Origin of the sequence: Methylocystis sp. (genome assembly GCF_050246715.1) — a bacterium.
Lineage (GTDB): Bacteria > Pseudomonadota > Alphaproteobacteria > Rhizobiales > Beijerinckiaceae > Methylocystis.
Genome location: NZ_JBFWVN010000037.1, coordinates 1 through 23,064, shown reverse-complemented (window position 1 = coordinate 23,064; position 23,064 = coordinate 1). Strand labels below are relative to the sequence as shown.

Annotated in this window: 26 protein-coding genes, 1 tRNA gene and 1 pseudogene; 7 read left to right on the top strand and 21 right to left on the bottom strand. The window is 62.8% G+C overall.

What is annotated here, in order from left to right; translation table 11 throughout:
- Positions 1-196: 196 nt before the first annotated feature.
- Positions 197-1,159 carry a thioredoxin-disulfide reductase gene (gene trxB / locus AB7I51_RS12255; RefSeq protein ID WP_428403885.1) on the bottom strand — a complete coding sequence of 321 codons (963 nt, stop codon included), beginning with the start codon at positions 1,157-1,159 and terminating at the stop codon, positions 197-199.
- A gap of 69 nt (positions 1,160-1,228) precedes the next feature.
- Entirely contained in the window at positions 1,229-1,669 is a 441-nt protein-coding gene (locus AB7I51_RS12250) for a hypothetical protein (RefSeq protein WP_428403884.1), read from the bottom strand.
- 392 nt (positions 1,670-2,061) lie between these two features.
- On the opposite strand from AB7I51_RS12250, the gene AB7I51_RS12245 reads away from it, so the two are divergent.
- Positions 2,062-2,412: a septal ring lytic transglycosylase RlpA family protein gene (locus AB7I51_RS12245; RefSeq protein ID WP_428403883.1), complete on the top strand. Its 351-nt coding sequence runs from the start codon at positions 2,062-2,064 to the stop codon at positions 2,410-2,412.
- Here the strand turns inward: AB7I51_RS12245 and AB7I51_RS12240 are convergent.
- The 3 genes from AB7I51_RS12240 to AB7I51_RS12230 all read right to left on the bottom strand — a co-directional run bounded on the left by AB7I51_RS12240 (position 2,409) and on the right by AB7I51_RS12230 (position 5,006).
- Positions 2,409-3,257 (bottom strand): hypothetical protein, encoded by an 849-nt coding sequence (locus tag AB7I51_RS12240; protein ID WP_428403882.1) that lies wholly within the window; start codon positions 3,255-3,257, stop codon positions 2,409-2,411. The two genes, AB7I51_RS12245 and AB7I51_RS12240, sit on opposite strands and share 4 nt — an antisense overlap.
- Before the next feature lie 93 nt (positions 3,258-3,350).
- Positions 3,351-3,923 carry a hypothetical protein gene (locus tag AB7I51_RS12235; RefSeq protein WP_428403881.1) on the bottom strand — a complete coding sequence of 191 codons (573 nt, stop codon included), beginning with the start codon at positions 3,921-3,923 and terminating at the stop codon, positions 3,351-3,353.
- A gap of 174 nt (positions 3,924-4,097) precedes the next feature.
- Entirely contained in the window at positions 4,098-5,006 is a 909-nt protein-coding gene (locus AB7I51_RS12230; protein WP_428403880.1) for a GNAT family N-acetyltransferase, read from the bottom strand.
- Between the two features lie 315 nt (positions 5,007-5,321).
- Here AB7I51_RS12230 and AB7I51_RS12225 point away from each other — a divergent pair, with 315 nt between their 5' ends.
- Together AB7I51_RS12225 and AB7I51_RS12220 are read left to right on the top strand one after the other, a co-directional pair.
- Positions 5,322-5,879, top strand: a complete 558-nt coding sequence (locus tag AB7I51_RS12225) for a hypothetical protein (RefSeq protein ID WP_428406243.1) — start codon at positions 5,322-5,324, stop codon at positions 5,877-5,879.
- A gap of 170 nt (positions 5,880-6,049) precedes the next feature.
- Positions 6,050-6,736: a type 1 glutamine amidotransferase domain-containing protein gene (locus AB7I51_RS12220; protein WP_428403878.1), complete on the top strand. Its 687-nt coding sequence runs from the start codon at positions 6,050-6,052 to the stop codon at positions 6,734-6,736.
- A gap of 259 nt (positions 6,737-6,995) precedes the next feature.
- On the opposite strand, the gene AB7I51_RS12215 is transcribed toward AB7I51_RS12220, so the two are convergent.
- The 3 genes from AB7I51_RS12215 to AB7I51_RS12205 all read right to left on the bottom strand — a co-directional run bounded on the left by AB7I51_RS12215 (position 6,996) and on the right by AB7I51_RS12205 (position 9,300).
- Entirely contained in the window at positions 6,996-7,433 is a 438-nt protein-coding gene (locus AB7I51_RS12215; RefSeq protein WP_428403877.1) for a four-helix bundle copper-binding protein, read from the bottom strand.
- 233 nt (positions 7,434-7,666) lie between these two features.
- The gene (gene proB, locus AB7I51_RS12210) at positions 7,667-8,797 is read right to left on the bottom strand and encodes a glutamate 5-kinase (protein ID WP_428403876.1); all 1,131 of its coding nucleotides are present in this window, start codon (positions 8,795-8,797) and stop codon (positions 7,667-7,669) included.
- A gap of 227 nt (positions 8,798-9,024) precedes the next feature.
- A complete protein-coding gene (locus tag AB7I51_RS12205) occupies positions 9,025-9,300 on the bottom strand; it encodes a phasin family protein (RefSeq protein WP_428403875.1) in 276 nt (91 codons plus the stop codon).
- Between the two features lie 278 nt (positions 9,301-9,578).
- On the opposite strand from AB7I51_RS12205, the gene AB7I51_RS12200 reads away from it, so the two are divergent.
- The gene (locus AB7I51_RS12200) at positions 9,579-9,983 is read left to right on the top strand and encodes a BLUF domain-containing protein (RefSeq protein WP_428403874.1); all 405 of its coding nucleotides are present in this window, start codon (positions 9,579-9,581) and stop codon (positions 9,981-9,983) included.
- Between the two features lie 58 nt (positions 9,984-10,041).
- On the opposite strand, the gene AB7I51_RS12195 is transcribed toward AB7I51_RS12200, so the two are convergent.
- From AB7I51_RS12195 to pal, 8 genes are all read right to left on the bottom strand, one after another.
- Positions 10,042-10,323: a hypothetical protein gene (locus AB7I51_RS12195; protein WP_428403873.1), complete on the bottom strand. Its 282-nt coding sequence runs from the start codon at positions 10,321-10,323 to the stop codon at positions 10,042-10,044.
- A 30-nt stretch (positions 10,324-10,353) separates the two neighbouring features.
- Complete coding sequence (locus AB7I51_RS12190) at positions 10,354-11,715, bottom strand: nicotinate phosphoribosyltransferase (RefSeq protein WP_428403872.1); 1,362 nt, start codon at positions 11,713-11,715, stop codon at positions 10,354-10,356.
- Positions 11,716-11,825: 110 nt separating this feature from the next.
- Positions 11,826-12,383 carry an isochorismatase family protein gene (locus AB7I51_RS12185; RefSeq protein ID WP_428403871.1) on the bottom strand — a complete coding sequence of 186 codons (558 nt, stop codon included), beginning with the start codon at positions 12,381-12,383 and terminating at the stop codon, positions 11,826-11,828.
- Positions 12,384-12,411: 28 nt separating this feature from the next.
- Positions 12,412-13,242: a DUF2182 domain-containing protein gene (locus tag AB7I51_RS12180; protein ID WP_428403870.1), complete on the bottom strand. Its 831-nt coding sequence runs from the start codon at positions 13,240-13,242 to the stop codon at positions 12,412-12,414.
- Between the two features lie 15 nt (positions 13,243-13,257).
- The gene (locus AB7I51_RS12175) at positions 13,258-13,890 is read right to left on the bottom strand and encodes a DUF1326 domain-containing protein (RefSeq protein ID WP_428403869.1); all 633 of its coding nucleotides are present in this window, start codon (positions 13,888-13,890) and stop codon (positions 13,258-13,260) included.
- A 509-nt stretch (positions 13,891-14,399) separates the two neighbouring features.
- Complete coding sequence (locus AB7I51_RS12170; protein WP_428403868.1) at positions 14,400-14,621, bottom strand: hypothetical protein; 222 nt, start codon at positions 14,619-14,621, stop codon at positions 14,400-14,402.
- 338 nt (positions 14,622-14,959) lie between these two features.
- Positions 14,960-15,035: transfer RNA gene (locus AB7I51_RS12165), tRNA-Trp, on the bottom strand.
- A 75-nt stretch (positions 15,036-15,110) separates the two neighbouring features.
- A complete protein-coding gene (gene pal / locus AB7I51_RS12160; RefSeq protein WP_428403867.1) occupies positions 15,111-15,629 on the bottom strand; it encodes a peptidoglycan-associated lipoprotein Pal in 519 nt (172 codons plus the stop codon).
- Positions 15,630-15,925: 296 nt separating this feature from the next.
- Between pal and AB7I51_RS12155 the strand changes: the two genes are divergently transcribed.
- Positions 15,926-16,375, top strand: coding sequence for a hypothetical protein (locus tag AB7I51_RS12155; RefSeq protein WP_428403866.1), 450 nt, complete (start codon positions 15,926-15,928; stop codon positions 16,373-16,375).
- A 1-nt stretch (position 16,376) separates the two neighbouring features.
- On the opposite strand, the gene xseA is transcribed toward AB7I51_RS12155, so the two are convergent.
- Together xseA and AB7I51_RS12145 are read right to left on the bottom strand one after the other, a co-directional pair.
- The gene (xseA, locus tag AB7I51_RS12150; protein ID WP_428403865.1) at positions 16,377-17,918 is read right to left on the bottom strand and encodes an exodeoxyribonuclease VII large subunit; all 1,542 of its coding nucleotides are present in this window, start codon (positions 17,916-17,918) and stop codon (positions 16,377-16,379) included.
- Positions 17,919-18,110: 192 nt separating this feature from the next.
- A complete protein-coding gene (locus tag AB7I51_RS12145) occupies positions 18,111-19,073 on the bottom strand; it encodes an AraC family transcriptional regulator (RefSeq protein ID WP_428403864.1) in 963 nt (320 codons plus the stop codon).
- A gap of 152 nt (positions 19,074-19,225) precedes the next feature.
- Between AB7I51_RS12145 and AB7I51_RS12140 the strand changes: the two genes are divergently transcribed.
- Entirely contained in the window at positions 19,226-19,627 is a 402-nt protein-coding gene (locus AB7I51_RS12140; protein WP_428403863.1) for a DUF6632 domain-containing protein, read from the top strand.
- A gap of 132 nt (positions 19,628-19,759) precedes the next feature.
- Here AB7I51_RS12140 and AB7I51_RS12135 read toward each other — a convergent pair whose 3' ends face one another.
- Together AB7I51_RS12135 and glmM are read right to left on the bottom strand one after the other, a co-directional pair.
- The gene (locus AB7I51_RS12135) at positions 19,760-20,002 is read right to left on the bottom strand and encodes a hypothetical protein (protein ID WP_428403862.1); all 243 of its coding nucleotides are present in this window, start codon (positions 20,000-20,002) and stop codon (positions 19,760-19,762) included.
- Positions 20,003-20,187: 185 nt separating this feature from the next.
- Positions 20,188-21,534: a phosphoglucosamine mutase gene (gene glmM, locus AB7I51_RS12130; RefSeq protein ID WP_428403861.1), complete on the bottom strand. Its 1,347-nt coding sequence runs from the start codon at positions 21,532-21,534 to the stop codon at positions 20,188-20,190.
- A gap of 152 nt (positions 21,535-21,686) precedes the next feature.
- On the opposite strand from glmM, the gene arsC reads away from it, so the two are divergent.
- Positions 21,687-22,049, top strand: coding sequence for an arsenate reductase (glutaredoxin) (arsC, locus tag AB7I51_RS12125; protein ID WP_428403860.1), 363 nt, complete (start codon positions 21,687-21,689; stop codon positions 22,047-22,049).
- Positions 22,050-22,249: 200 nt separating this feature from the next.
- Here the strand turns inward: arsC and AB7I51_RS12120 are convergent.
- Positions 22,250-23,064: pseudogene (locus tag AB7I51_RS12120) on the bottom strand (ATP-dependent zinc metalloprotease FtsH); the annotation flags it as partial.

Here is a 23,064-nt window from a genome sequence, read left to right as displayed (position 1 = left end):
CTTGCTGCGGGTTGGCGTCTTCACCCTCCCCTTGTGGGGGAGGGTCGGTCTGCGAAGCTGTCGGGGGTGGGGTGAAAGCAGAGCTTTCAAGCGACGCTCGTACAGCGCGCCGCATATTGTGTCGAGCGCGCGTGGGCCGTCACCCCACCCCGCGCCTTCGGCGCGACCCTCCCCATCAAGGGGAGGGTGAAATATCTCAGGCGATTTCCTTCTCCGCCGCGCTCGGCGCGTCGAGCAGGAATTTCTCCACTTCCAGCGCCGCCATGCAGCCGAGCCCCGCCGCGGTGACCGCCTGACGGTAGATTTCGTCGGCGACGTCGCCGGCGGCAAAGACGCCGGGCATGCTGGTCCGCGTCGTTCCCGGCTCGACGTCGATATAGCCGGAGGGCTTGATCGTCAGCTGGCCTCGGAACAGTTCGGAAGCCGGCGAATGGCCAATGGCGACGAAGACGCCGTCGACGGCGAGTTCATGCGTCGCGCCGGTGGCGACGTTCTTGAGCCGCGCCCCGGTGACGCTCGGCGGATTGTCGCCGCCGACGATTTCATCGACGACGTGATTGAAGAGAATCGAGATATTTTTCTGCGCGAGCAGACGCTTCACCAACACGCGTTCGCTGCGGAATTCGTCGCGGCGGTGGACGATCGTCACATGCGACGCGAGATTGGAAAGATACAGCGCCTCCTCGACCGCGGTGTTGCCGCCGCCGACGACCAGCACTTTCTTGCCGCGAAAGAAGAAGCCGTCGCAGGTCGCGCAGGCGGAGACGCCGAAGCCCTTGAACTTCTCTTCGCTCGGCAGGCCGAGCCATTTCGCCTTGGCGCCGGTGGCGATGATCAGCGAGTCGCAGGTGAAGGTCTTGCCGCTGTCGCCGGTGAGCCTGAACGGCCGCTCGTCGAGCCGCGCCTCGACGATATGGTCGGAGACGAGCTTGGTCCCGACATGTTCGGCCTGGAGGCGCATCTGCTCCATGAGCCAGGGCCCTTGGATCGGCTCGGCGAAGCCGGGGTAATTTTCCACCTCGGTGGTGATCATGAGCTGGCCGCCCTGATCGAAGCCTGCGATGAGCATCGGCTCGAGCAGCGCGCGAGCGGCGTAGATTGCCGCCGTATAGCCGGCCGGGCCGGAGCCGATGATGATGACGCGCGCGTGCTGCGGCATGAACGTGGCCTCGCGAGTGACGAAGCCCGCAATCTAGTCATTATCAGCGTCGCCGCAACCGCCAGGAGATTACCAGGTTCCGCCGCCCCACCCCCAGCCGCTCCAGCAAACGTTCGCCCAAATCCGTCGCCAGCCCCATCGAGTCCACGCGCGGCGGAGCTGATAGCAGCCGTCATAACCAGCGGCGCCGTAATAGGGCGAACCGCCGCCCCAGCCGGATCCGGAATAGGCGGGCAGGTCAGTGCGGTAATAGCTCCAGCCCCACGGCTGGCCCCAGCCCGCCGGCCGGCCCGGGCCGGCACGACCGCCCCAACGGCCGGCCCAGTGAACGCCGGGTAGGATGGCGCCACGCTGGCCGCCGCCGCCCCAGCCGAAGCCGGGCGAGGCGCCGCCGCCCCAGCCGAAGCCGCGCCACCCATCCCATGGCTGCGCCCGTGCGACGCCCGATTGGGCCATCAAGCCGATGAGCAGACCGCCCGTCGCGACCGCCATTTTGATTGATTTTGACATGTCCAGCCTCCTCGTCGTTCGAAATTGCGCAGGCGAGCCGATATGCGCGACTGGCCGCGCTAAATTGTCCGCCGCAACTGGCCAAGCGGGTAAATTGCGCGGGGCTTCTTCGGTTCAAGCCAGGGCGCGCCGGAGATAAGGACGCTGAAACGCCTATGCCTCAACAAATTATTCGATCGTGTTGCGCTTGGGACACAGCGGCTGAGCGACAATCTCATCTTTGGGCGAAAGCTCTTCTAAAATAACGGCTTTTGAGAGCGACGCCGATTCCGCGCTCAGAGCATTCGACGCCGCCAGATAGACCGTCATTCTTTGAGCGTACGCGCCGTCCTTGTTTCGTCACGACCGATTTCTAACCCCGCAGTCAGCCGAGTTGGCGAGGAGAGGCGCGTTTGAACAAATTCGTGATCGGAATTTTCACCCTCGGCATAGCAAGCGCATTGGCGCCGACCTCCGCGGAGGCGACGGAGTGGGTCGGCAAGGCGTCCTATTATGCGCTCAAGGGCCGGACGGCGAGCGGCGTGCGGGTCGGCGCGCTTACGGCCGCGCACCGGACGTTGCCTTTCGGATCGCGCGTGCGCGTGACCAATCTGCGCAACAATCGTTCGGTCGTCGTCACGGTGAATGATCGCGGTCCCTTCACCCGCGGCCGGGTCATCGACGTCTCCGTCGCGGCCGCCGACAGCCTCGGCTTCAGATCGGCCGGCGTCACCCAAGTCAAAGTCGAATCGGTTTCCGACTAATACCGCCACCATAACGCGCTGATCAGTCCGCGTTCGGCGGGCGAATTCACCCCGCCAATCGCAGCGATTGCGCCGAGTTGCAAGGAGAGCGACGCGGTCATGTCATAGACCGCGCTCAGCTGAAATTTCTGCGCGGCGACGACGCCGGCGGGGCCGCCCCGCGGCGCGAAGCCGGCGTAGCTTTGCGCGAGCAGCAGGATCGGGGGCAGGGGGCGCAGGCCGAGCGTGAAGTCGGCGCGGATTTCGTCGCCGTTCTGCCCGTGCGATCGATAGCCGAGCTGCGCATCGAAGAAGCCGGGAAGCCCGAACAGTTCGAACGGCCTGCCGACGAGCAGCCGCACATCGCCCTGGACGGCGTCGCGCATGTCGAGGAACCGCCGCGCCGCCGGCGGGGCCGCCCGCACGCCGGCCTGCAGCGAGACGATGCAATCATTCCAGGTGAAAAGCCGCGTCCGGGCGCCAATCGCGCCCAGCCCCAGTCCGTCATAGCGCACACCTGGCGGCGCCTGGGGCGACAACGGCAGTCCGGCCTTGGCTTCGTCGATCAGCAAATTGAGATGGTCGAATGCCCCGGCTTCGCCGCTAAATTTCATATAGCCGCCTTCAGCGACGACGGTCAGCCAGTCGAGGACGCCATGCTCGACATAGATGCGGGTCTCGAATTTTCCATAGGCGGGCGTCTCGATCAGGCGCCCCTTCGCGTCGTAAGCCTTGCGCGCATCGGCGAAGGTGGTGGTGAGGATCGCCTGTCCCTTGCCTGGCGGTAGGAGCCAAGCGCCGGCGCAGACCGGCTCCGTCGCGGAGGCCGTGATGCAACATACGACAAAAACCGCTAACGCACGCATGGCGCAACGCGAGGCTGAAGGTCGCCCGCCGCCCGCGGTCGTCCCAACCTAATGCTAGGCTTGAACTTTTAGCTTGGCAATCTAAGGCAGCGCTTACGCTCCCAAATGCGCATGCACGTCGCGTCCGCCATGACGCTGCATGATGTCGATCGCCGCGCGCTCACGCTCGTCATTCCAGGCGCGCGCCCAAAGCAGCAGCCCGCCGTGCTTCAATTGCGACTTGGCCCAATTGGCTTGACGGTCGGCGACGAGCTTCGAAATCGCGAGGCCCAAAAAACCGGCGGCGCCGCCGGTCAAGAGGCCAATGGCGATGGCGCTCGTAAGGGACAGGCCGAAGGCGAAGGCGATCCCTGCGCCGACGATCACGCCGACGTAAAACAGGACGCCGACGATCGAGGCCTTGCCGATGTTGAGAGATTCGCTGTCGATGTAGGGAGCGCGGGGCACCCGAGGGCTGTCTTCGAGTTCGTCGGCGCTCATCTCCTTGTCGCCAAGCTTCTGGCGCACTTTGTCTTCCTCGGCGAGGAGGCTGATCTCCGAACGGTCGAATCCGCCGGTGAGAAGATCGTCGATCGCCGACTGCAGCTTGTCGATGGCGTCGAACACGCCGACGACTTCGCGCAGTTCATGTCGTTCTTCGGGGGTAGGAACGTTATTCCCTTCCATCGCGGTGCTCCTGTGCGGCGCTTGGCGCGCGGCCGTGCTCTTGAAGTTAAAGGGAGCGACGCCGCCGGCCTTCAAGGGGCGATCAAATGGGAAAATCGCGATAGGTTATGAGCGGCTGCCGGGCGCGTCTCGAATGAGAAGCGCCGCTGTGGCGAGAGCGCTTTCAGGCGGGGCTTAAGCCGCGCGGCGGTGGGCGGCGCCGCCGAAAAATTCGAGATAGCGCGCGTCGATTTCGGCGACGGGCATCACCACGAAAACGTCGGTCGTGTTGAATTTGCGGTCGACGACCGCGCCTTCGCCGAAACGCGCGCCGACGCGCAAATAGCCCTTGATGAGCGGCGACAGCGCGTCGCGCGCCTTGCGCGGATCGAAGGCGTCATGCGCCAGCATTCGCATCGGCGTGTGCAGCTCTTCTCTTGCGCTGACGCGCCATTCGTCTTCCGCCGGCGCATAATGCGCCAGATAGCTCAACGCCTGCGCATGAGCGAGCGGATTGGCGCCGTGCAGGCTGGCGCAGCCGAACATCACGTCGATGTCATGCGCCCGCACATAGGCGAGAAGCCCGCGCCATAAAAGCTCGATCGTGCGTTTGCTGCGATAGGGCGCGAGCACGCAGGAGCGTCCGAGCTCCAGCGCGCGCTTGCCGGCGTGGCGCGCGAGGAGCGGCGCCACGTCATATTCGCCTTCGGAATAGAAGCCGCCGGCTTTCGCCGCCATATCGTCGCGCATCAGCCGATAGGCGCCGACGATTTTCGGCCTGATCTTGCCGAGTCGGGTCTGCGCCGCATGATCGATGACGATGAGATGATCGCAGAATTTGTCGAACCGGTCGGCGTCGCGGCGAGTGAAGGCGGTGCGCGCGTCGGGAATGGCGCCGCCTTCCTTGTAGAAGACCTGATAGCGGAGACGCTGCGCCTTGCGCACTTCCCGCTTGCCGCGCGCCAGCCGCACTTCGAGCGAGCCCAAACGGCCGAGCGTGTCGCTGAGCGCTTTTTTCATCTGTCTCGGCTGTCTCGAAGCAGGTTGTGGAAAACTGACGAGGGCGAAGATCGTCTGACCGAAATCCGCGTTAACCGTCCACATGTGCGATTCGCTCCGCGTCGATCCATCCGATTGAAGATCACGGAGAGGCGAAGCTTTTGTGACGCGACGATTGCTCCCGCGACGCTAGAGCGCGGAGCGAAAAAGCGGGAACCGATTATTCGCGTAGAGTGCGCTCTAAATCATTGCTAGAGCGCGCTGCGAAAAAGTGGGAACCGGTTTTTCGCGTAAAGCGCGCTCCAAATCAATAGAATCGATCACGTTATCTGCGTTCAGGCGAGTCCATATGGGTGCAGCGTGATCTAGAGTTGTGGAGTTGGCGCGCGCATGACAATCCGGGGGAGGATGAGAGCGACCATGACCGGGAGACTGTGGCGCGTGGGCGCGGCGATCTTGCTCGCCGTTACGCAGGCGAGCGCCGGAACGCCGCTCGACGGCTGCTACGAACGCATCTACGACGAAGCGCATCTTGGCGCGCATCGCCGCCAGATCGTGCGGCATGTGCGAGTGAAGATCGCGCCAACCTCGGTGTCGCCGTCGGAGGGCGGCGACAAGCCGCCCATCGCCGACGCGCATTTTCAGGTCTGGGCGGAAAAGGGGAAAAAGAGTTTCGACTCGCTTGGCGTCTGCTGGGCGCAGGCGGACGGCCTTGTCTGCAACGGCTCGGATTCCGCCGCCGAGACGAGCCTTTGCAAAACGAAGACCCGGGGCGTTCGAGATTGCCGGATCGAAGGCGCGCAATCAGGTCGCTTCCGCATCGCGCCGCGCTCCGACGGCGCGCATGTCTTGGTGACGGAGACGCTCGAACTGCCACAGACGGGGTCGGATGTCGGGCCGTTCCTCTATCTCAGCCCGAACGACCCGGAGAACCGCGACTTTTTGCTGAAGGCCGCGCCACAGAAGACTTGCCAATAGTTCTCGCCGCTTCCCTCGCGCATCATGTCGCCGTTGCGCGCATTCCGTTATTATGGCGCTACCATCCCCGATGGGCTCTGCTTCACGCCGAGGGATCGGGCGCCTACATCCTTTTCTGCTTCTGACGGCCGGCTTAAGGTCGTCTCCTGTTCAAGATCGAGAGTGTCATCATGAAAATCCTGATGGTTCTCACGTCACACGACCAACTCGGCGACACGGGACGCAAGACCGGCTTTTGGCTCGAGGAGCTGGCGGCGCCTTACTATGTTTTCCAGGACGCCGGCGCTCAAATTAGCCTCGCATCGCCGAAGGGCGGCCGCCCGCCGCTCGATCCGAAAAGCAACGAGCCGAGCTTTCAGACCGATATCACCCGCCGGTTCGAGAAGGACGCCGGCGCCAACGCTCAACTCGACGCGACGCTGCGCCTCGATAGCGTCAAGCAGGAAGACTATGACAGCGTCTTTTATCCCGGCGGTCATGGCCCGATGTGGGACCTCGCCGAGGATGAGCATTCGATCAAGCTGCTTGAATCATTCATCGCCGCCGGCAAGCCCATCGCGTTGGTGTGCCACGCTCCTGGCGGACTGCGACACGTCAAAAATCCGGACGGCGCGCCGCTCGTGAAGGGGAAAACCGTGACCGGCTTCACCAATGGCGAGGAAGAAGCGGTCGGCTTGACGAAGGTCGTGCCCTTCCTTGTCGAGGACGAATTGATGAATTGCGGCGCCATATTCTCGAAGGTTAAGAATTGGGGCGTTCACACCGTCGTCGATGGCCGGCTGATCACCGGCCAGAATCCCGGCTCGTCAGGCCCGACCGCCGAGCTTCTTCTCGAAACGCTGCGCAAGGCGAGATAGTGCGGGTCAGGACCATCCCGCCTCGCTCAATGCGCTCGATCGCTCCCAGTGAAGACGGCGGCGCGTAGGAATCGCGCCGCCGCAGTGATACGGATTCCGGTAGATCCGATTGCTTGGACCGTGTCATTCCCGGCAGGTCGAAGGCCTGACCGGGAATCCAGAATCGATCCAAGAATGCTGGTCTAGCCCTGGATTCCCGGTCGCGCGCGTCGGGAATGACAGCCGAGCCCTTCAAACCGATTTCGTATGAGCGAAGCGGTTAGGCCGTAATCTTATGGCATTCTTCCGCGCAAGTTTTACAAGACGCGCCCATCGCGACGCATTCCGAATATTGCGGGAACTTGTCGCATTCTTTCTTGCAAGCGAGGCAGATCGCCTCGACGACCTTCGCCATGGCTGGGGTCGAGGGCGAATTGACCGCCGCCAGACTTTCCAAAGCCGAGCAGGCGGCGATCGTGTCATGGGTAAGCTTGATGCACTCCGCCATGCTCGTGTCATTCATCGACACCATGCCATAGCAGTGCCGCAGATTGTTGTTGCCGTCCAAGACGCATTTGGATGCGGCCTCGGCGAGCGCCTTATATTTCGGCGGGTGCGAGTGATTGGCGTGTGTGGCGGCGTCTTCGGCGAAGGCGGACGAAGCCGTAAGAACAGTGGCGGCGGCGCCGAGCGTTGAAATGAATTCACGACGTTCCATAGGCATACCTCCCATGCTGTTGGCCCCGGTGGCGTTCGGAGCATGTCCAGCATAGGCTTCAGAGCGGATTCGGCAAATATCTCGCGGGCCGATGGAGTCGCGCCTCATGCGCTGCGGCAATCAGCGCTGATGCGCAATATTGGCATAGAATAAGCTTTTGATTTTACTATTGTTCATCCCGCAAAGACCGGGCGTGACAACGTTTGATCGGTTGCGTCGCGCCGGCCCGAGCCTCACTCCCCGTTCAGCGCCATATCGTCGCGGTGGATGATTTCGTCAGGGCCTTTGAAACCGAGGAGCGACTCGATGTCCTTGGTCGAGCGGCCGATGATCTTCGCCGCGTCCGACGCGTCATAGGTCACGAGCCCGCGTCCGATTTCACCGCCCTTGGCGTTGCGGATCAAAATGCAGTCGCCGCGCGCGAAACCGCCTTCGATCCGCGTCACGCCGGCCGGCAGCAGGCTTCGGCCCGAGCGCAGCGCCGTCGCCGCGCCGTCGTCGATATGGACGGCGCCCTTGGGCTCCAAGGAGCCCGCGATCCATTTCTTGCGCGCCGTCACCGGATTGGACGGCGTGAGGAACCAGCTGCAGCGCCCGCCGGCGGCGATGCGCGAAATCGGCGCTTCCTCACGGCCGTCGGCGATCACCAAATGGGCGCCGCCGCTCGTGGCGATTTTCGCCGCCTCGATCTTGGTGCGCATGCCGCCGCGCGAATATTGCGAGGCGGCGCCGCCGGCCATGGCTTCGATCTCGGCGGTGACGCGCGGCACGATCGCGATGTGTCTCGCGTCGGGATTTGAATCGGGCGGGGCGCTGTAGAGCCCGTCGACGTCGGAAAGCAGGATCAGCAAATCGGCGCTCGCCATCGTCGCGACGCGGGCGGCGAGGCGGTCGTTGTCGCCATAGCGGATTTCCGCCGTCGCCACCGTGTCGTTCTCATTGATCACCGGCACGGCGCGTAGCGCGAGGAGCCGCGTCAGGCATTCGCGCGCGTAAAGATAGCGGCGGCGCTCCTCGGTGTCGCCGAGCGTGACCAGCACCTGCCCGGCGACGAGGCCGCGATCGTGCAGAATCTCAGCCCAGAGCCTGGCGAGCGCGATCTGGCCGACGGCCGCCGCCGCTTGGCTGTCTTCGAGCTTCAGCGCGCCGCGCGAAAAGCCCAACACGCTCCGCCCGAGCGCGACGGCGCCGGACGAGACGACGAGCACGTCGGCGCCAGCGCGATGCAGGCCCGCGACGTCATCGGCAAGGCGCTTCAGCCAGGCGCGTTTCGCCGACGCTTTGTCGGGATCGACGATGAGCGAGGAGCCGACCTTGACGACGATGCGCTTGAAGTCGGAGAGGGCGGGAGCGCGCTTGGTCATGCCGGCAGAAGCTGGTTCCGTTCAGTCGCGACGCCATGCCGATTCGACTGCGGCGATGTCGTCGCCCGCCGGAAATGGCGCGTCAAGCGAACGGCTCATACGGATTCGGCGCGGCGTCGACCGTGAGTTAGCCCGCAGCCGCCGGAACTGCAAATGCGCGGCTACAATGCGCCGCTCCGCCGGCGGCGAGCGCCGTCATCGCGTTCATGCGCGCTGCGCGAGGCGCGCTAATCCCCAAGTCCGGCGTGCTCGTCCTCTTCGTTCTGCTTTTCACCGGTCGCCGCTGACAATTCGTCCAGCTCCTCGGTCCAGCACTCGAACTGGCGGCGCCCGTAGTCGACCATGGCCTGGGCGAAGTCTTCCGGCGATTTCGCCGTCCAGACGTCTTGGGCGAATTGCAGCGCCGAACGCGTGTTGATCAGGCCGAATTCCATCAGGCGGAGCGCATGGTCCTGATAGGTCTTCAGCGACGTCGAAACGAAGGTGGCGTCGAGCGCGATCATTTTACTCTCCCGAAGTTGCCTGCCCATAAATCGAGAGGGGACGCGGCCGTGCCGACGCCCCCTCTGCGACTAAAAAGTGATGTTAATATTCAATTATTATACATTTGTTCCAACATGAATCTGTGACAGTGGAGCGGAGTCTTGATATATATCATGCTAGTTCAATAATTGCATGAGCTTGAGTATTAGCTTATCAATGACTCGGGCTGCCGAGGTAAAGCTAGGCGATGCCAGACCGAACGCCAAGCTTCGTCTGAAGCAGATTTACGGAGACAGCGATGCATCGACTCGTTTATTTCAGTAACGTCAGTATTGAATTGAATTTTTTCGCCATCGAAGCGATGGTCGAGGAGGCCGCCGAGCGCAACCGGCGGATGCAAATCAGCGGCGCGCTTCACTACAACGGCCTCAATTTTCTGCAGGTTCTCGAGGGGCCTCAGGAGGCGCTGACGCCGCTCTATTTGCGGATCCGCAAGGACGCCCGCCATTCCGGCGTCGTCAAGCTCGCCAATGAGCGCATTTTTGCCCGCAGCTATCCGGATTTGGGCATGAAGCTGTGTTGCGGCGCGCCCAAGCGCCTGGGGAAGCCTCGGGAAGCGACGCCGCGCGAGAAGGACCTTCCCTCAATGATCGACGCCTTTTTCGGATTTGGCCACGCAACGATGCTCGCTGGACAGAGGTGAGCGCAATTCTTGCTTGGGGAGATCGCCGGCATTTGGCGATTCACGCCGCTCGGCGCCGCTAACATTGGGAATTGCTATGAAAATCGGCTTGGCCATGAGCGACGGGAAGACGGCCAGAGCGCGACACGGGCGGCTTCTGTCCGGTTATCTGGTCAATCTGCATCGCGGAGAGGCGCCGGTCAGAGAACTGATGCTTGCCGACATCGATAGGTTTCAGTCGTTGGGAGCGACCGGATACGCCGAGGATCTCAGAATCGCGCTCAAACGGTTCACGTCGGAATTCATTGACGGAAAGGATCGGCGTTAGATCGTCGGTTTTAAGAGTTTGGTCGCGCTGCATTAGAACGATTCCGACCAAAACTAGGGCGATCTAGTCGATCAATCGCTCGCGAATCTCCCGCTCATAGAGGGCGAGGGCGTCGCTGATCGCCACCTCATAGCGCGGCTCCTGCGGTCGAAGCATTCGCAGATGCGGCGGCAGAGCGGCGAGCTGCGCTTTCGCATAGTCGCGTATGTGTTGGAGGTCGCTGGATTGCGTCGCGATTCGGCGCCCCGAACGCATGAACGGCTCCAGCAATAGAACGCCGGGCAGGGTTTCGCCATGCCGGGCGATGACGTCCCTGACCGCGACGCCGTCTCGATATTCGCGAAAGACCTGCTTGCGGCCGGGGAGCGACCGCTTGCCTGCCGAGAGTTTCATTCGTCCCTCGCCGGCGTATTCGGTCAGCTTATAGGCGATGTCGAGAGCGGGCGCGTCGCTCGACACGGCCATATCCGTGCCGACGCCGAATATATCGATCGGCGCGCCGCGAGAGGTGAGCGCGTCGATGCGCGTTTCGTCGAGGCCGCCGCTCGCGACGATCTGGACGTCGCTCAAGCCGGCCTCATCGAGAATCCGGCGCGCTTCGCGCGACAGCATGTCGAGATCGCCGGAGTCGAGACGCACCGCGCGGATGTTGAAATCCGTCCCGCGCTCCTTCGCCAGCGCGACGACCTTCTTGACGCCTTCGATCGCGTCATAGGTGTCGATGAGCAGCGTCGTATCGGGAAAGACTTCGCTGAACGATCGAAAGGCGTCCATCTCCGACGCGCAGGCCTCGACGAAACTATGCGCCATGGTGCCGGCGACAGGCAGTCCATAGCGCTCGCCGGCGGCGACGTTCGACGTCGACTCCACGCCGCCGATATAGAAGGCGCGCGCGCCGTTCATTGCGGCGTCTATGCCTTGCGCCCGTCTTGCGCCGAAATCGACGACGCTGCGGCCGCGCGCGGCGTCGACGACGCGCGCCGCTTTCGAGGCCAGCATGGTTTGCAGCCCGATCTGATTGAGGACCAGCGTTTCGATGAGCTGCGCTTCGGCGATCGGCGCAACCACTTCCATGATCGGTTCGTTCTCGAAAAACGGCGCGCCTTCGGGCATCGCGTCAATGTCGCCGGAGAAGCGAAAACCGGCGAGCCAGTCGAGGAAAGGCTTTGTCGAAATTTCGAGCGACGCGAGATAGTCGATCTGCTGCGGCTCAAAGCGCAAATTTTCGATTGTTTCGAGAAGTTCGTTCAAGCCGGCGGCGATCAGAAAATTGCGCTGCGGCGGCAGCTTGCGCACGAAGAGACTGAACGTCGCCTGCGCCTCCATCCCCAATTCGAAATAGGCGCGCAGCATCGCCAATTCATAGAGGTCCGTAAAAAGCGCGCTACTGGACACGGACCGCTTCCTTTGCTGCGATTGCCTCATGGCGAAGACGCCTGAGCGCTGATCAAGACCATAGCCATGGCCTCGTCGCGCAAGCAAATCTAGGCGACGCTATGGCGAGCCTCCAGGCTCGCGTTCGATGAGTTGACGCTTCAGTCCTCTTCGATGACGACATTCGCCTTGCGCATTTTTTCGACGGCGATTCTCGCGCCCTCCGCCGTAAGGGCTCGGGCGGCGGCAAGCCAGACATGCGTTTCAAAACCTTCCAACGCCGCATCCAGCGCCGTTTCAAGCACGCAAACATCGAGCGCCAATCCGACGATCAGGACTCGACGCACGCCGAGACGGCGCAAGCGATCGGCCAACCCAGTGGCGTCGAAGTCGGAAAGCTGGTCGCGTTCGGGCGCTTCTCCTTTGCTGACGACGATCGCGCGCTCGGGCAGGCGCAGATCGGGATGAAACTCAGCGCCCGCGCCGCCCTGAACGCAGTGCGCCGGCCATGGACCTCCGGCTTCGCGAAAGCTTGCATGGCCCGGCGGGTGCCAGTCGCGCGACGCGACGATGGGAATGCCTGCGGAGATCGCTTCCGCGATCAGTCCGTTGATCACAGGGACGATGTTGTCGGCGTCTTTGACTTCCAGCGCGCCGCCGGCGCAGAAGTCGCGCTGCAAATCCACAATGATAAGCGCGTCGCCGTGCTTCAGCTTCATCTCTTTCCCAGCCATCCTCCAGGCGTGTTCAGGCAATTCCGACCGCGCGGCCAGCAAGCGAAAGGGCCGCAGCGATACAGGCGAGGCCCGCCACACGCGCGATCCATTCGCCTCGCGGCACAATCTTCTCCAAAAGCACCAGGACCGACAGGCCGGCGATCCAAAGCAGATTCATGATGCCGCCGACGAACAGCAGCGCCATCAGCGCCCAGCAGCAGCCGACGCAATAGGCGCCATGCTCGACGCCCATCCGGATCGCGCCAAATTGGCCGGGACGCCAATGCGCGGAGAGAAAATGGGCCGGCGAGCGGCAATGTCTGAGGCAGGTCTCTTTATACGGCGTGAGCTGATAGAGCCCCGCCGCGAAAAGCATGCCCGCCGATAGCCAGGAATTCAGCGACCACATCAGCATCGAGTGAACGAGGCCCGCCTGTTCGAGCAAAAACTGCAGGACGGCAGCGAGAACCGAGAAGACCAGCCAGGCGATCAGATAGCCGGCGGCGAAGCCTGCCGTCGGCACGACGCCCGCCGCGAGCCGGCCGCTCTTTTGCTCGTGGCGCGTGACGCGCGCGTAAAGCAGAATCATCGGCGCGGCGCTCGGCGCCATCATGGCGATCATCATCACCCACCACATCGCGAGCATGATCGCCCAATAGACGCCGGTCCATTGCTGCGGCATCGCCGCATCGTCAGAGAACGCGCCGGGCGAGATCGCGATGCGGGTCATGGCGCGCATGCTCATGCCCGTGCCGGCGCCGGTCATGACATAGAACCAAGAGAGCGCGGAGATGATGATCAGACCGCCGATGACGATCATCCGGTCACGCCGGAGAAGAGCTTCAAAGGCCGTCGTTTCCACCGCAGCTTCCGCCAATCAGTTGCGGACCGGACCGTGATTGTTGAGGTGAAGACGCGCGAACTGGCCGTAGCTGTTCTTCAATGTGAGCGGTATCGGACCGCGCACATTCGAGGACGCGCTGCCGATCTCCGCGATCGAATATTCGAAGCCATGCGGCAGGTCGATGCGCACCCGGTGCGGATCGCCAGTCACCGGATTGCGGATCGGTTCGCCAATCGTTTCGAAATAGCCCTCGACGTTGATCCGGCCTTTACGCTCTTCGATGTCGACGTCGAAGTCGATCTTGGTGAAGACCGGATCATAAACGGTCTCCACCGTCGACGCGAAAACATTGAACATGGTGGCGAAGGGATCGGTCTCGCCGCCGGACATCACTGTCAGCAAAGCGTTGCGCTGATCGTCGCTCGCGCTTTCATCGACGATCGGCAGACATTTGCCGTTGCCCTCATGCACCGCGCCCGGCCACCAGAACACGAACGCGATACGAGCGCCATCGAGTGAGACATCGCCGAAATGGCCCTTGTCGATCGCGATGGCGCCGGCGGCCTCACAGCGGCCGTGAGTCGGCAGATCGTTGAACTGACAGGGGCAGGCGTAGCCGCAATTGCAATTGACGAATTCGCGCGCCTCAATCTCCCAGGGGATCATCGATGCGTCCTCCCATCCCGACCTGCCGAATTAAGACCTGAAGCCGGTCGGTCGCGCAAGCGATCCGCCAGACGATCCGTTCTGGCGGCGCTTCCCCCGGCGGCGCATCCCCCGGCATCGAATGCGATGGCGTGGCAGGAGCGCCGCCTGCCGCCCAGGCGCCATATCGGCCAGCGGCCGGCCTAACGCCGTCGCCGAGGGCTTTATCGAGAGGCGAATGATGCGCGCTCGAGCGCGTTCATGCATCATCGATCGATGAACGCGCTCTAGTTTCTTGAATTGACGCATTTTCTACGCCGAACCGGCGTCCACTTCGACGGAAAATGCTCTAATAAACGCGCATTTGTCAGGATCAGGAATTCGCACAGCCGGGAGGCGATGGCGTCGCGCTGGTGAAGCGCGGCCATGAAGGGCGCCATTTGCTCGTGAGGCAAGGACAGATAGCGGCCCCGCGACAATTGCGTCGGGGCGCTAAAGCCCAGCGCCTTTAGCGCATCCACGCCAAATATTCACGCGCCGAAAAGATCGGCCACCGTCAACGACTCAATGTTCGGCGCGGAAAGCGCCTCGACCAGTCGCTTGCGCCAATTCGCGTGCAAGCCGGCTTGTCCCAATATGGTTTCCGGGTCCTTGAGCAATGCTTCCCGAAATTCCGGCTCGCATAACGCGCGTCCTGCAATCTCCGCAAAAAGCTCATTTTGCTCTGCCCTATCGACGGGCGCGTCTACCATTTTCAGCTCCCCCTATCGGCAACCCCAGATAAGTTTACCGGTCCCGATCTAGGTTCAACGAGTTTGGCATGAACTTCGTTCCAACTTGCACAATCCTGGCGCGCCAAGGCATAGCGCCGAGGCATGATTCCGAGGCATGGCGCCGATGCGCGCCTGGTCCTCGAGTTCCTGCAGCTGATCGAAGCTGAGATGGCCGGGCGCGAAGAGAGCGACCGAGAGCCGACGCCGCACTGACGCCGACGTTATCCACAGTCGGGAGCAGGGGCGTTTCTAATCTTCCGATGTTCTTCCCAACGCCGTCTGCTGGGAAGATCAATTTCTATAAATTTTTGATTTAATGGCAGGAGTGGAGGGGCTCGAACCCCCAACCCCCGGTTTTGGAGACCGGTGCTCTACCAGTTGAGCTACACTCCTGCGGACGCTCTAATGGCGCGCGCCTTCAATGCCGCAACGGCGCCCCGGACGCAAGCGCCGCGTCGCGCCCAAATTTTAGGAATTGCCGCCGGACAGCACCGTCACGACGCGCCGATTCTGCGACCAGCAGGAAATGTCGTCGCAGACGGCGACCGGGCGCTCCTTGCCGTAGCTGACCGTGCGGATGCGTCCCCCGGGGACGCCGCGCGAGATGAGATAATTTTTGGCCACTTCGGCGCGACGGGCGCCAAGCGCGAAATTGTATTCTCGGGTGCCGCGCTCGTCGGCATGGCCTTCCATGGTGAAGCTGTAGCGCCCATAGCGGTTGAGCCATTCCGCCTGCTTGTCGAGCGTCGCCTGCGCGGTCGGGGTCAGATCGGTCGAGTCGGTCTCGAAGAAAATGCGGTCGCCGACATTGACCACGAAATCCTGCTGGCTGCCCGGGCTCGCTGCCCCGCGTCCGCCGGCGTAGCGGCCGCCCGCTAGATCGCCCGCGGCCTCGTCCGCCGTGTTCTTGGCGCAGGCCGAAAGCGCCAGCGCCGCCGTCAAAGCCACGACGAATTTGGCCCCGCAGGCGCGTTGCGAAAGCAGCATTAGGAACTCCTGTTACGACCATCGACCGTCGATAGTCCTAGTCTGGCAGGGTTAAGCGAAGGTTCCGTCAACCTTGATCGCACCTATCCCGGACCTGTTGCATTTGAGCAATTTGGTCGCTTCGTTAATAGAGGGTTAATTGGTTAACAGAAGCTTAATGCTCTGTTTTGGCACGAATTTGACGGTTTGGTCGCGGCGCGCCTCGCGGGAATTTCGGCCAGTTGCGTCGGAAACAGTCTCGCTCTTACTATCAGTCAACAAAATGCGCGCGGCGGCGGCGCAATCAGGAGCGTGACATGAATGAAGGCATCGCGCCTTTCCTTTCGCCGTTGACGCTGCTTCTTGGCGGCGGCCTGTTGGCGGTCGGATTGCTGTCGCTACTCGATCTCCACTTTTTCAAGACCAAGGCGCAGGGCAAGGTCGCGCTGGCGGTCGGCCTGCTCTTCATTTTGGCCACCGAGGCGATGTTCGTCACGAGCGGCGCCAGCGGGCGCTATTTCGAAGGCCAGAAGCTCGACGTCACCGATTGCGAATTTCAGGCGGAGCGGGATTTCCCGACCGAGCGCCGCTCCAACCCCAAGGTCGTGCACAGCAAGATCGTCGCCTGCATGGATACGCTCGGCTACGACTGGAGCCAGGAGCACTATCACTGCGCCGAAGCGCCGATCTCCACCAATGTCTTCTGCTATCTGCCGCGGGCGCCCATGCAGCGCAGCATCGTCGCCTGGCAGATGAAGTTCGAATAGGTCAGAACAGCGACCCCTGATTGTCGCCGCCGGGCCTTCTCATGCGCCGGCGCGGCCGTGGGGGAGCCGGCGGGTCGGGCGTTGCGACGCCGGCCCGCGCCGCGATCCTGCCGTCGGCGATTTCGATATCGAGGCCAGTTCCCGGCGGCGCCTGCGCCACGCTTCGCACCAGCGCGCCGCTCTCGTCGCGCACCAGCGCAAAGCCGCGCGCCAGCGCTGAGCGATGGCTGAGCGAGTCCTGCAGCCGGGCGAGCCTGTCGAGTCTATCCTGGCTTTGGCCGATGAGGCCGGCGATGGCGCGGGTCAGCCGCTGCGCGGCGCCGGCAAGACGCTGTCTGGCGGCGGCGTTTTCCTGGCGCGCCAGAACCGCGCGGGCGCGATAGCCTTGCCGCAGCCGCGCGCCAAGGCCCCGCAGCCGCTCTCTCGCCCGAGCCAGTTCCGTCTGCGGCGAGTGGCGGGCGAGCAGCGTGGCGGCGCGCGCGAGACGCAGCCTGCGCTGGTCTCCAGTGGCGCGAACGCCGGCGCCCAGCCGCTCCGCCGTGCGGTCGAGGCGCTGGCGCGGACTGGCGAGCAGGGCGTCGCCCGCTGGGAGCAGCCGCGCGAAAGTCGACAAATTGGCGCGGCGCTGTTCCATGGCGCGGCGGCGCGCGCCTTCCAGCCGGCTGGCGCGAATGGCGAGATGTTCGAAAAGCTCGACGCGGACGGGAACCGCCTTCTCGGCGGCGCCGGTCGGAGTCGGCGCGCGCAAATCGGCGACGAAATCGAGGAGCGTTGTGTCGGTCTCATGGCCAATCGCCGAAATCAGCGGAATGGCGCTTTCCGCGGCCGCGCGCACGACGATTTCCTCATTGAAGCCCCACAAATCCTCGAGCGAACCGCCGCCGCGCGCGACGATCATCACATCCGGACGCGGGATCTCCCCGCCGACAGGAAGCGCGTTGAAGCCGCGAATGCCGGCGGCGACCTCCTCGGCGCAACTCTCGCCCTGCACGCGCACAGGCCACAGCAGCACGCGCCGCGGGAAGCGGTCGTTGAGACGATGCAGAATGTCACGGATGACGGCGCCGGTCGGCGAGGTGACGACGCCGATGACGCTTGGCAGGAAGGGCAGGGGGCGTTTGCGCGCTTCGTCGAACAGGCCTTCGGCGGCGAGCGCCTTGCGGCGGGCGTCGAGCAGCGCCATCAGCGCGCCGAGACCAGCGGGCTCTAGCGACTCGATGATGATCTGATAGGAGGATTTTCCGGGGAAGGTGGTGATGCGGCCGGTCGCGACGACTTCCAGCCCTTCCTGCGGCCTGGTGCGCAGGCGCGCGAAGGTCGACTTCCAGATCACTGCGTCGAGGCGCGCGTTCTGGTCCTTGAGCGAGAAATAGGCGTGGCCCGAGGCGTGCGGACCCCGATAGTTGGAGATTTCGCCGCGCACCCGCACCCGCCCAAAGCGATCCTCGATCGTACGTTTCAGCGCATTGGCGAGTTCGGAGACGGTGATCTCCGGCGCATTGGTCTGAGGAGCCTCTCCCCCGGTTTCGGTCAGGTCGGACATGGATGAGAGATATGGCTCAATCCAGGGCGCGGGGCGAGAGGCGCTGAGCGGCGGGCGCGAGGCGGGGAGACGAAAGGACTTAAGCGCCGTTCGGAAGGCGCGTGTTTCTGGCAAGGAATTGTGGGTCGAAGTTTAGCTGGCTTGAACGCGCGATGACCGTTGGGCCGCCTTGTCATTCGCTCCGCCGACAAATCAATTCAGCGCCTGTTGTTCTCTCCACCTTGCGGGAGACAGGCCGAATTCCCGTTTGAATGCGCGGCTGAATGCTTCCTCCGACTCGTAGCCTACCGAACTTGCCAGCTGGCCGATCGCCATATTCGTCTCGAAGAGATTCAACTTTGCGGTTTGAAGCCGCCACATGGTGAGATATCGGATAGGCGGCATGCCGACCAGCGTCGAGAAGCGGTCTATGAACGCGCTGCGAGAGAGCCCGACTTCCCTTGCGAGAGACTCCACTGACCAGGGATTGCCGACGCGGCTATGGATGAGCGCCAAGGCTCGCCCGACGTGTGGATCGGCAAATCCCTTCAGCCATCCACCTTCCTGGTCTCCAAGCGTTTGAGAATAGTTGCGCACCGCTTCGATGAAGAGCAGTTCGGAAAGTCGCAGCAGAACGCTCGATGAGGCGCGCCCTGCTGTGATCAGCTCGCTGGCGGCAAATCGCACCGACGCCTCTATCCAGTCACGCGACGTCCCTTTGCGAATATCGATCTTGAGAATCCTTGGCAGGGCGGCAATCAACGGGTTGTAGAGTTGGTCATGCGCGAGAAAGCCGCACACCAAGTGAACGACTTCGCCGCCTCCGCCATGGCGAACCTGCGCCAGCCCGCCGTCGACGGATGGCTGAATAAGCTCACGGGCGTTCTTGGGCTCAAGGCCTGGACCGCTTGCCAAGGTGTGAGCATCGTTGCGGGGCAATAGGACGATCTCGCCACCATGCGCCTCTATGGCGGCGTCATCTTCGACGCTAATTAGCAGCGTGCCGGCGACGACAAAGTGATAGGCGATGATTTGCTTGGGCGCTGCAAGGAATGGCTTGCAATCCTCGCCGCAGACCTTGGTGTACACACACCACGGAGCCGTGAATTGGCTGTCAAGGAAAATGCCGCCAGTAAGGCGAATTGAACGAAGCGCTTCACCAAGCGGGTCCACCATCGCCGCCACTCCGCAGATTTGGACGAACAGCCATGATACACGGACGGACGATCATTCATCGCTGCGCCAACCCTAGTTAAACACCAGCCTACTCAATTGGGCGACGGGCGGGCTATTCAGCCAATGGCTCGTCTGCGGACAGGAGGTTAGGGATGGACGACGCTAAGCGAGAAAAGCTTCTCAAGATCGCGCTTATGACAATTGGCGCGGTCTTCTTCGCAATCTACCCGCTCAGCCTGATTTGGCCTTCAGGATGGCAATGGCACAGCGGCCACGGTCAATACTATTTGCAGATGATTTGCGGGATTTACGCGGTTCTCGGCGCCTTCCTCATCGCTGCCGCGCGCAACCCGTCGGAAAATCGCAGCCTTATCTCGTTCACGATCTGGTCAAGCATCGTGCACGCCGGCATTATGTCCATCCAGGCCGTCTATGACCGACAGGAGATAAGTCATTTAGTAGGAGATGTGCCGGCGCTACTGCTGGTCGCCGCAGTGCTCTGGTATCTCTCTTCAGCGCAGCAGCTGCGGCCAGTCGCTGTCGCTCAACGTTAGCCGTATCGCCCTGCCGTAGGCGGAGCTATGCATCAGCGCCGCTGGCTTGATCCAGCGGCGCTTTCCGCATTTCTCGCTAAGCCGACTTCAACATCGTCTTCGCTCGGAGACCGAACCGTTGGATTTTGACCTTTACCGCGTCTCGGTCATCGAAAAGCGCGCCGAACCAGTTGGGCCGGTCGGCAGAACAGCGAGACTGTTCGGCTGGAGATAGGTCCGTCCTTCGGGCGATTGCTGCGCGTCGTCGTCGATATTGCCGCGAAGATACCAGCCGCTGACATCGAGAGGCGGTGGCGGCGGCAGTCCGTCGGCGCGGGCTGTAAGTGCGCTGGCGACGATGACGGCTGACAGCGCCAGCGTGATGGTGCGGCCCATGATCGGTCCCCTTGGCTCGGGCGCCTTGTCGCGTTTCGATGACGCAGAGCCGACGATGGCAAGATGGGCGGGATGGATTAACGATGCGTTAACCCTGTCGCTTAACCATCGATCTTGACCAACTGCCGCTATCGAGCACGGCGGCGTGCGCGCGCAGCGTCCAACGCGTCCGGAACAATTTCGCGTCAGGCCGCCTCGGCGGATTCCTTCAGCACGCTGCAGATTTGAGCGACGAGCGTTTCGACAAGTTCGCGGTCGTCGCCTTCGCCCATGACGCGGATAACGGGTTCAGTGCCCGATGGCCGAACGATGAGTCTGCCGGCGCCGCCGAGCCGCGCCCGCGCATCGTCGATTGCGGAGGCGACGGCGGCGCGTTCCAATTCGCCGCGCTGCGCGCGCACATTCTGCAACACTTGCGGCAGCGGCTCGAAACGGTGGCAGACTTCGCTCACTGGACGATTCTGGCGCTTCACCACAGCGAGCGCCTGCATCGCCGTCACCAGCCCGTCGCCGGTCGTGGAAAAGTCGGACAGGATGACATGGCCCGATTGTTCGCCGCCGATATTGTAGCCCGCTTGGCGCATGCGCTCGATCACATAGCGGTCGCCGACCGCGGTTCGCTCTAACGTCAGTCCGAGCGAGCTCAGATGACGCTCAAATCCGAGATTGGACATGATCGTCGCGACGAGGCCTGGCTTCGACAGCAGTCCCTGGTCGCGCCAGCTTTCGGCGACCACCGCCATCAGTTGGTCGCCGTCGATGAGACGCCCCTGTTCGTCGACCATGATGACGCGATCGGCGTCGCCATCGAGCGCAATGCCGACGTCGGCGCGCAATTCGCGCACCTTGTCGCGCAGCGCCTGCGGCGAGGTGGAGCCGACGCGATGATTGATGTTGAAGCCGTCGGGTTCGACGCCGATCGAAATGACTTCGGCGCCAAGCTCCCACAGCGCCTCGGGCGCCACTTTGTAGGCCGCGCCATTGGCGCAATCGACGACGACGCGCAAGCCCTCGAAGCTCATGTTGCGCGGCAGCGTGCGCTTGGCGAATTCGATATAGCGCGCGCGCACGTCGTCGATGCGTCGCGCGCGGCCGAGTTCTCTCGGCGCCGCGAGCTTGTGCGTCATGTCGCCGTCGATGAGGCGCTCGATTTCGTGCTCGATCTCGTCAGAGAGCTTGTAGCCATCCGGTCCAAAGAGCTTGATGCCATTGTCCTCGAATGAATTGTGCGACGCGGAAATCATCACGCCGACATCGGCGCGCATCGATCGCGTGAGCATCGCGACCGCTGGCGTCGGCATCGGTCCCAGAAGCAGAGGGTCCATGCCGACCGAGGTGAAGCCGGCGACCAGCGCATATTCGATCATGTAGCCCGAAAGCCGAGTGTCCTTGCCGATGACGACGCGATGGCGGCCTTCGCCACGATGAAAGATGAGGCCAGCCGCCTGACCGACTTTGAGCGCGAGCTCCGGCGTGATCTTTTCATTGGCCAGTCCGCGAATGCCGTCGGTGCCGAAATAGGTGCGGGTCATTGAATTTCCTCAGCGTGCTGCGCCCTGGCCGAGCCGGCGCAACGCCAGGCCGGCGCAGTTATGATCATGATGTCATATTGACCGAGGCTGTGTTCTCGCCAGCCTTGTTAAGGGTTAATGAAGATTCGCATATCGCCCGAACGGATGTCCACATGGAAGTCAGAATCTACCATAACCCGGCCTGCGGCACCTCGCGCAAGGTTCTCGCCGCCCTGCGCGAAGCCGGCTACGCGCCGCAAGTCGTCGAATATCTCAAAAATCCGCCCAATCGCGCCAGTTTGAAGGATATTTTACGCCGCATGGGGAAGAGCGTGCGCGACATACTGCGCAAACGCGGCACGCCCTATGAGGAACTGGGCCTCGATAATCCGGCGCTGTCGGAAGATGAGATTTTCGCCGCGATCGAGAAGCACCCCATTCTGATAGAGCGGCCGATCGTCACGATGGGCGACAAGGCGGCGCTCTACCGTCCGGCCGAAATTGTGCAGGAGCTGATCGCGCTGGCGAAACGCTAAATGTCGGACGATGTCGGCGAACGACCAAACCTTTGAAATCCGGTTGTTCGCTTTGCTGGGGTCTGTCATTCCCGGCAGGCCGAAGGCCTGACCGGGAATGACAGAGTCACTTCAAGAGTGCTGGCCTCTTTTTCTTAATTCCCGATCGCTCGCTTCGCGAGCGTCGGGAATGACACCTGAACTGCTCAGTCGAACAAGCTTCAGATCGGATGCGGCTCCATGCCGCCGACGTCGGGTTCTGGCTTTTGCCCCGTCGTCGGCACCGCCGAGCCGCGCGGCGGCGGCGTCGGGGTCGACTCCTCGCGCACCGGCCGCTTGCCGACGAGCAGGCCCTTGATCTCGTCGCCGGTCAGCGTCTCGAATTCGAGCAGGGCGGTGGCGAGCGTATCGAGGTCGGCGCGCTTGTCGATGAGAATCTGCCGGGCCTTGTCATAGGCGTTCTGCACCAGACGGCGCACTTCGGCGTCGATCGTCTCCTGCGTCTGTTCGGAGAAGGTCTGCGTTCGTCCGAGCGAATAGCCGAGGAACTGCTCCTGTTGCGGGTCGGCGTAGGCAACCGTGCCGAGCTTATCCGAGAAGCCGAGCTGCGTGACCATCGCGCGAGCGATGCGCGTCGCCTGCTGAATGTCGGACGCCGCGCCGGAGGTCGTCTTCGCCGCGCCGAAGATCAGTTCTTCGGCGACGCGGCCGCCCATCGCCATCGCCAGCATCGCAATCAGCTGCTCATAGCTTTGCGAAATCTGGTCGCGTTCGGGAAGGCCCTGCACCATGCCGAGCGCTCTGCCGCGCGGAATGATCGTCGCCTTGTGAATCGGAATCGATCCCGGCATGTTCAAGGAGACGAGCGCATGGCCGCCCTCGTGATAAGCGGTGAGCTTCTTCTCTTCATCCGTCATCACCAGAGTGCGGCGCTCCGCGCCCATCATGATCTTGTCGCGCGCGTCCTCAAACTCCTGATTGGTGACGATGCGTTTCGAACGACGCGCCGCCAGCAGCGCCGCTTCGTTCACCAGAT

Coding starts and splice junctions, on each gene's coding strand:
- AB7I51_RS12230 (WP_428403880.1), bottom strand. CDS start 5,006: ATGTGGACGGTTAACGCGGATTTCGGTCAGACGATCTTCGCCCTCGTC.
- AB7I51_RS12205 (WP_428403875.1), bottom strand. CDS start 9,300: ATGATCGCGCTCGACGCCACCTTCGTTTCGACGTCGCTGAAGACCTAT.
- AB7I51_RS12240 (WP_428403882.1), bottom strand. CDS start 3,257: ATGCGTGCGTTAGCGGTTTTTGTCGTATGTTGCATCACGGCCTCCGCG.
- AB7I51_RS12135 (WP_428403862.1), bottom strand. CDS start 20,002: ATGGGCCGCACCATCACGCTGGCGCTGTCAGCCGTCATCGTCGCCAGC.
- AB7I51_RS12225 (WP_428406243.1), top strand. CDS start 5,322: ATGACCGGGAGACTGTGGCGCGTGGGCGCGGCGATCTTGCTCGCCGTT.
- AB7I51_RS12200 (WP_428403874.1), top strand. CDS start 9,579: ATGCATCGACTCGTTTATTTCAGTAACGTCAGTATTGAATTGAATTTT.
- AB7I51_RS12195 (WP_428403873.1), bottom strand. CDS start 10,323: ATGCAGCGCGACCAAACTCTTAAAACCGACGATCTAACGCCGATCCTT.
- proB (WP_428403876.1), bottom strand. CDS start 8,797: ATGACCAAGCGCGCTCCCGCCCTCTCCGACTTCAAGCGCATCGTCGTC.
- AB7I51_RS12235 (WP_428403881.1), bottom strand. CDS start 3,923: ATGGAAGGGAATAACGTTCCTACCCCCGAAGAACGACATGAACTGCGC.
- AB7I51_RS12145 (WP_428403864.1), bottom strand. CDS start 19,073: ATGGTGGACCCGCTTGGTGAAGCGCTTCGTTCAATTCGCCTTACTGGC.
- AB7I51_RS12175 (WP_428403869.1), bottom strand. CDS start 13,890: ATGATCCCCTGGGAGATTGAGGCGCGCGAATTCGTCAATTGCAATTGC.
- AB7I51_RS12170 (WP_428403868.1), bottom strand. CDS start 14,621: ATGGTAGACGCGCCCGTCGATAGGGCAGAGCAAAATGAGCTTTTTGCG.
- AB7I51_RS12220 (WP_428403878.1), top strand. CDS start 6,050: ATGAAAATCCTGATGGTTCTCACGTCACACGACCAACTCGGCGACACG.
- arsC (WP_428403860.1), top strand. CDS start 21,687: ATGGAAGTCAGAATCTACCATAACCCGGCCTGCGGCACCTCGCGCAAG.
- AB7I51_RS12155 (WP_428403866.1), top strand. CDS start 15,926: ATGAATGAAGGCATCGCGCCTTTCCTTTCGCCGTTGACGCTGCTTCTT.
- AB7I51_RS12250 (WP_428403884.1), bottom strand. CDS start 1,669: ATGTCAAAATCAATCAAAATGGCGGTCGCGACGGGCGGTCTGCTCATC.
- trxB (WP_428403885.1), bottom strand. CDS start 1,159: ATGCCGCAGCACGCGCGCGTCATCATCATCGGCTCCGGCCCGGCCGGC.
- glmM (WP_428403861.1), bottom strand. CDS start 21,534: ATGACCCGCACCTATTTCGGCACCGACGGCATTCGCGGACTGGCCAAT.
- pal (WP_428403867.1), bottom strand. CDS start 15,629: ATGCTGCTTTCGCAACGCGCCTGCGGGGCCAAATTCGTCGTGGCTTTG.
- AB7I51_RS12215 (WP_428403877.1), bottom strand. CDS start 7,433: ATGGAACGTCGTGAATTCATTTCAACGCTCGGCGCCGCCGCCACTGTT.
- xseA (WP_428403865.1), bottom strand. CDS start 17,918: ATGTCCGACCTGACCGAAACCGGGGGAGAGGCTCCTCAGACCAATGCG.
- AB7I51_RS12190 (WP_428403872.1), bottom strand. CDS start 11,715: ATGAGGCAATCGCAGCAAAGGAAGCGGTCCGTGTCCAGTAGCGCGCTT.
- AB7I51_RS12140 (WP_428403863.1), top strand. CDS start 19,226: ATGGACGACGCTAAGCGAGAAAAGCTTCTCAAGATCGCGCTTATGACA.
- AB7I51_RS12185 (WP_428403871.1), bottom strand. CDS start 12,383: ATGAAGCTGAAGCACGGCGACGCGCTTATCATTGTGGATTTGCAGCGC.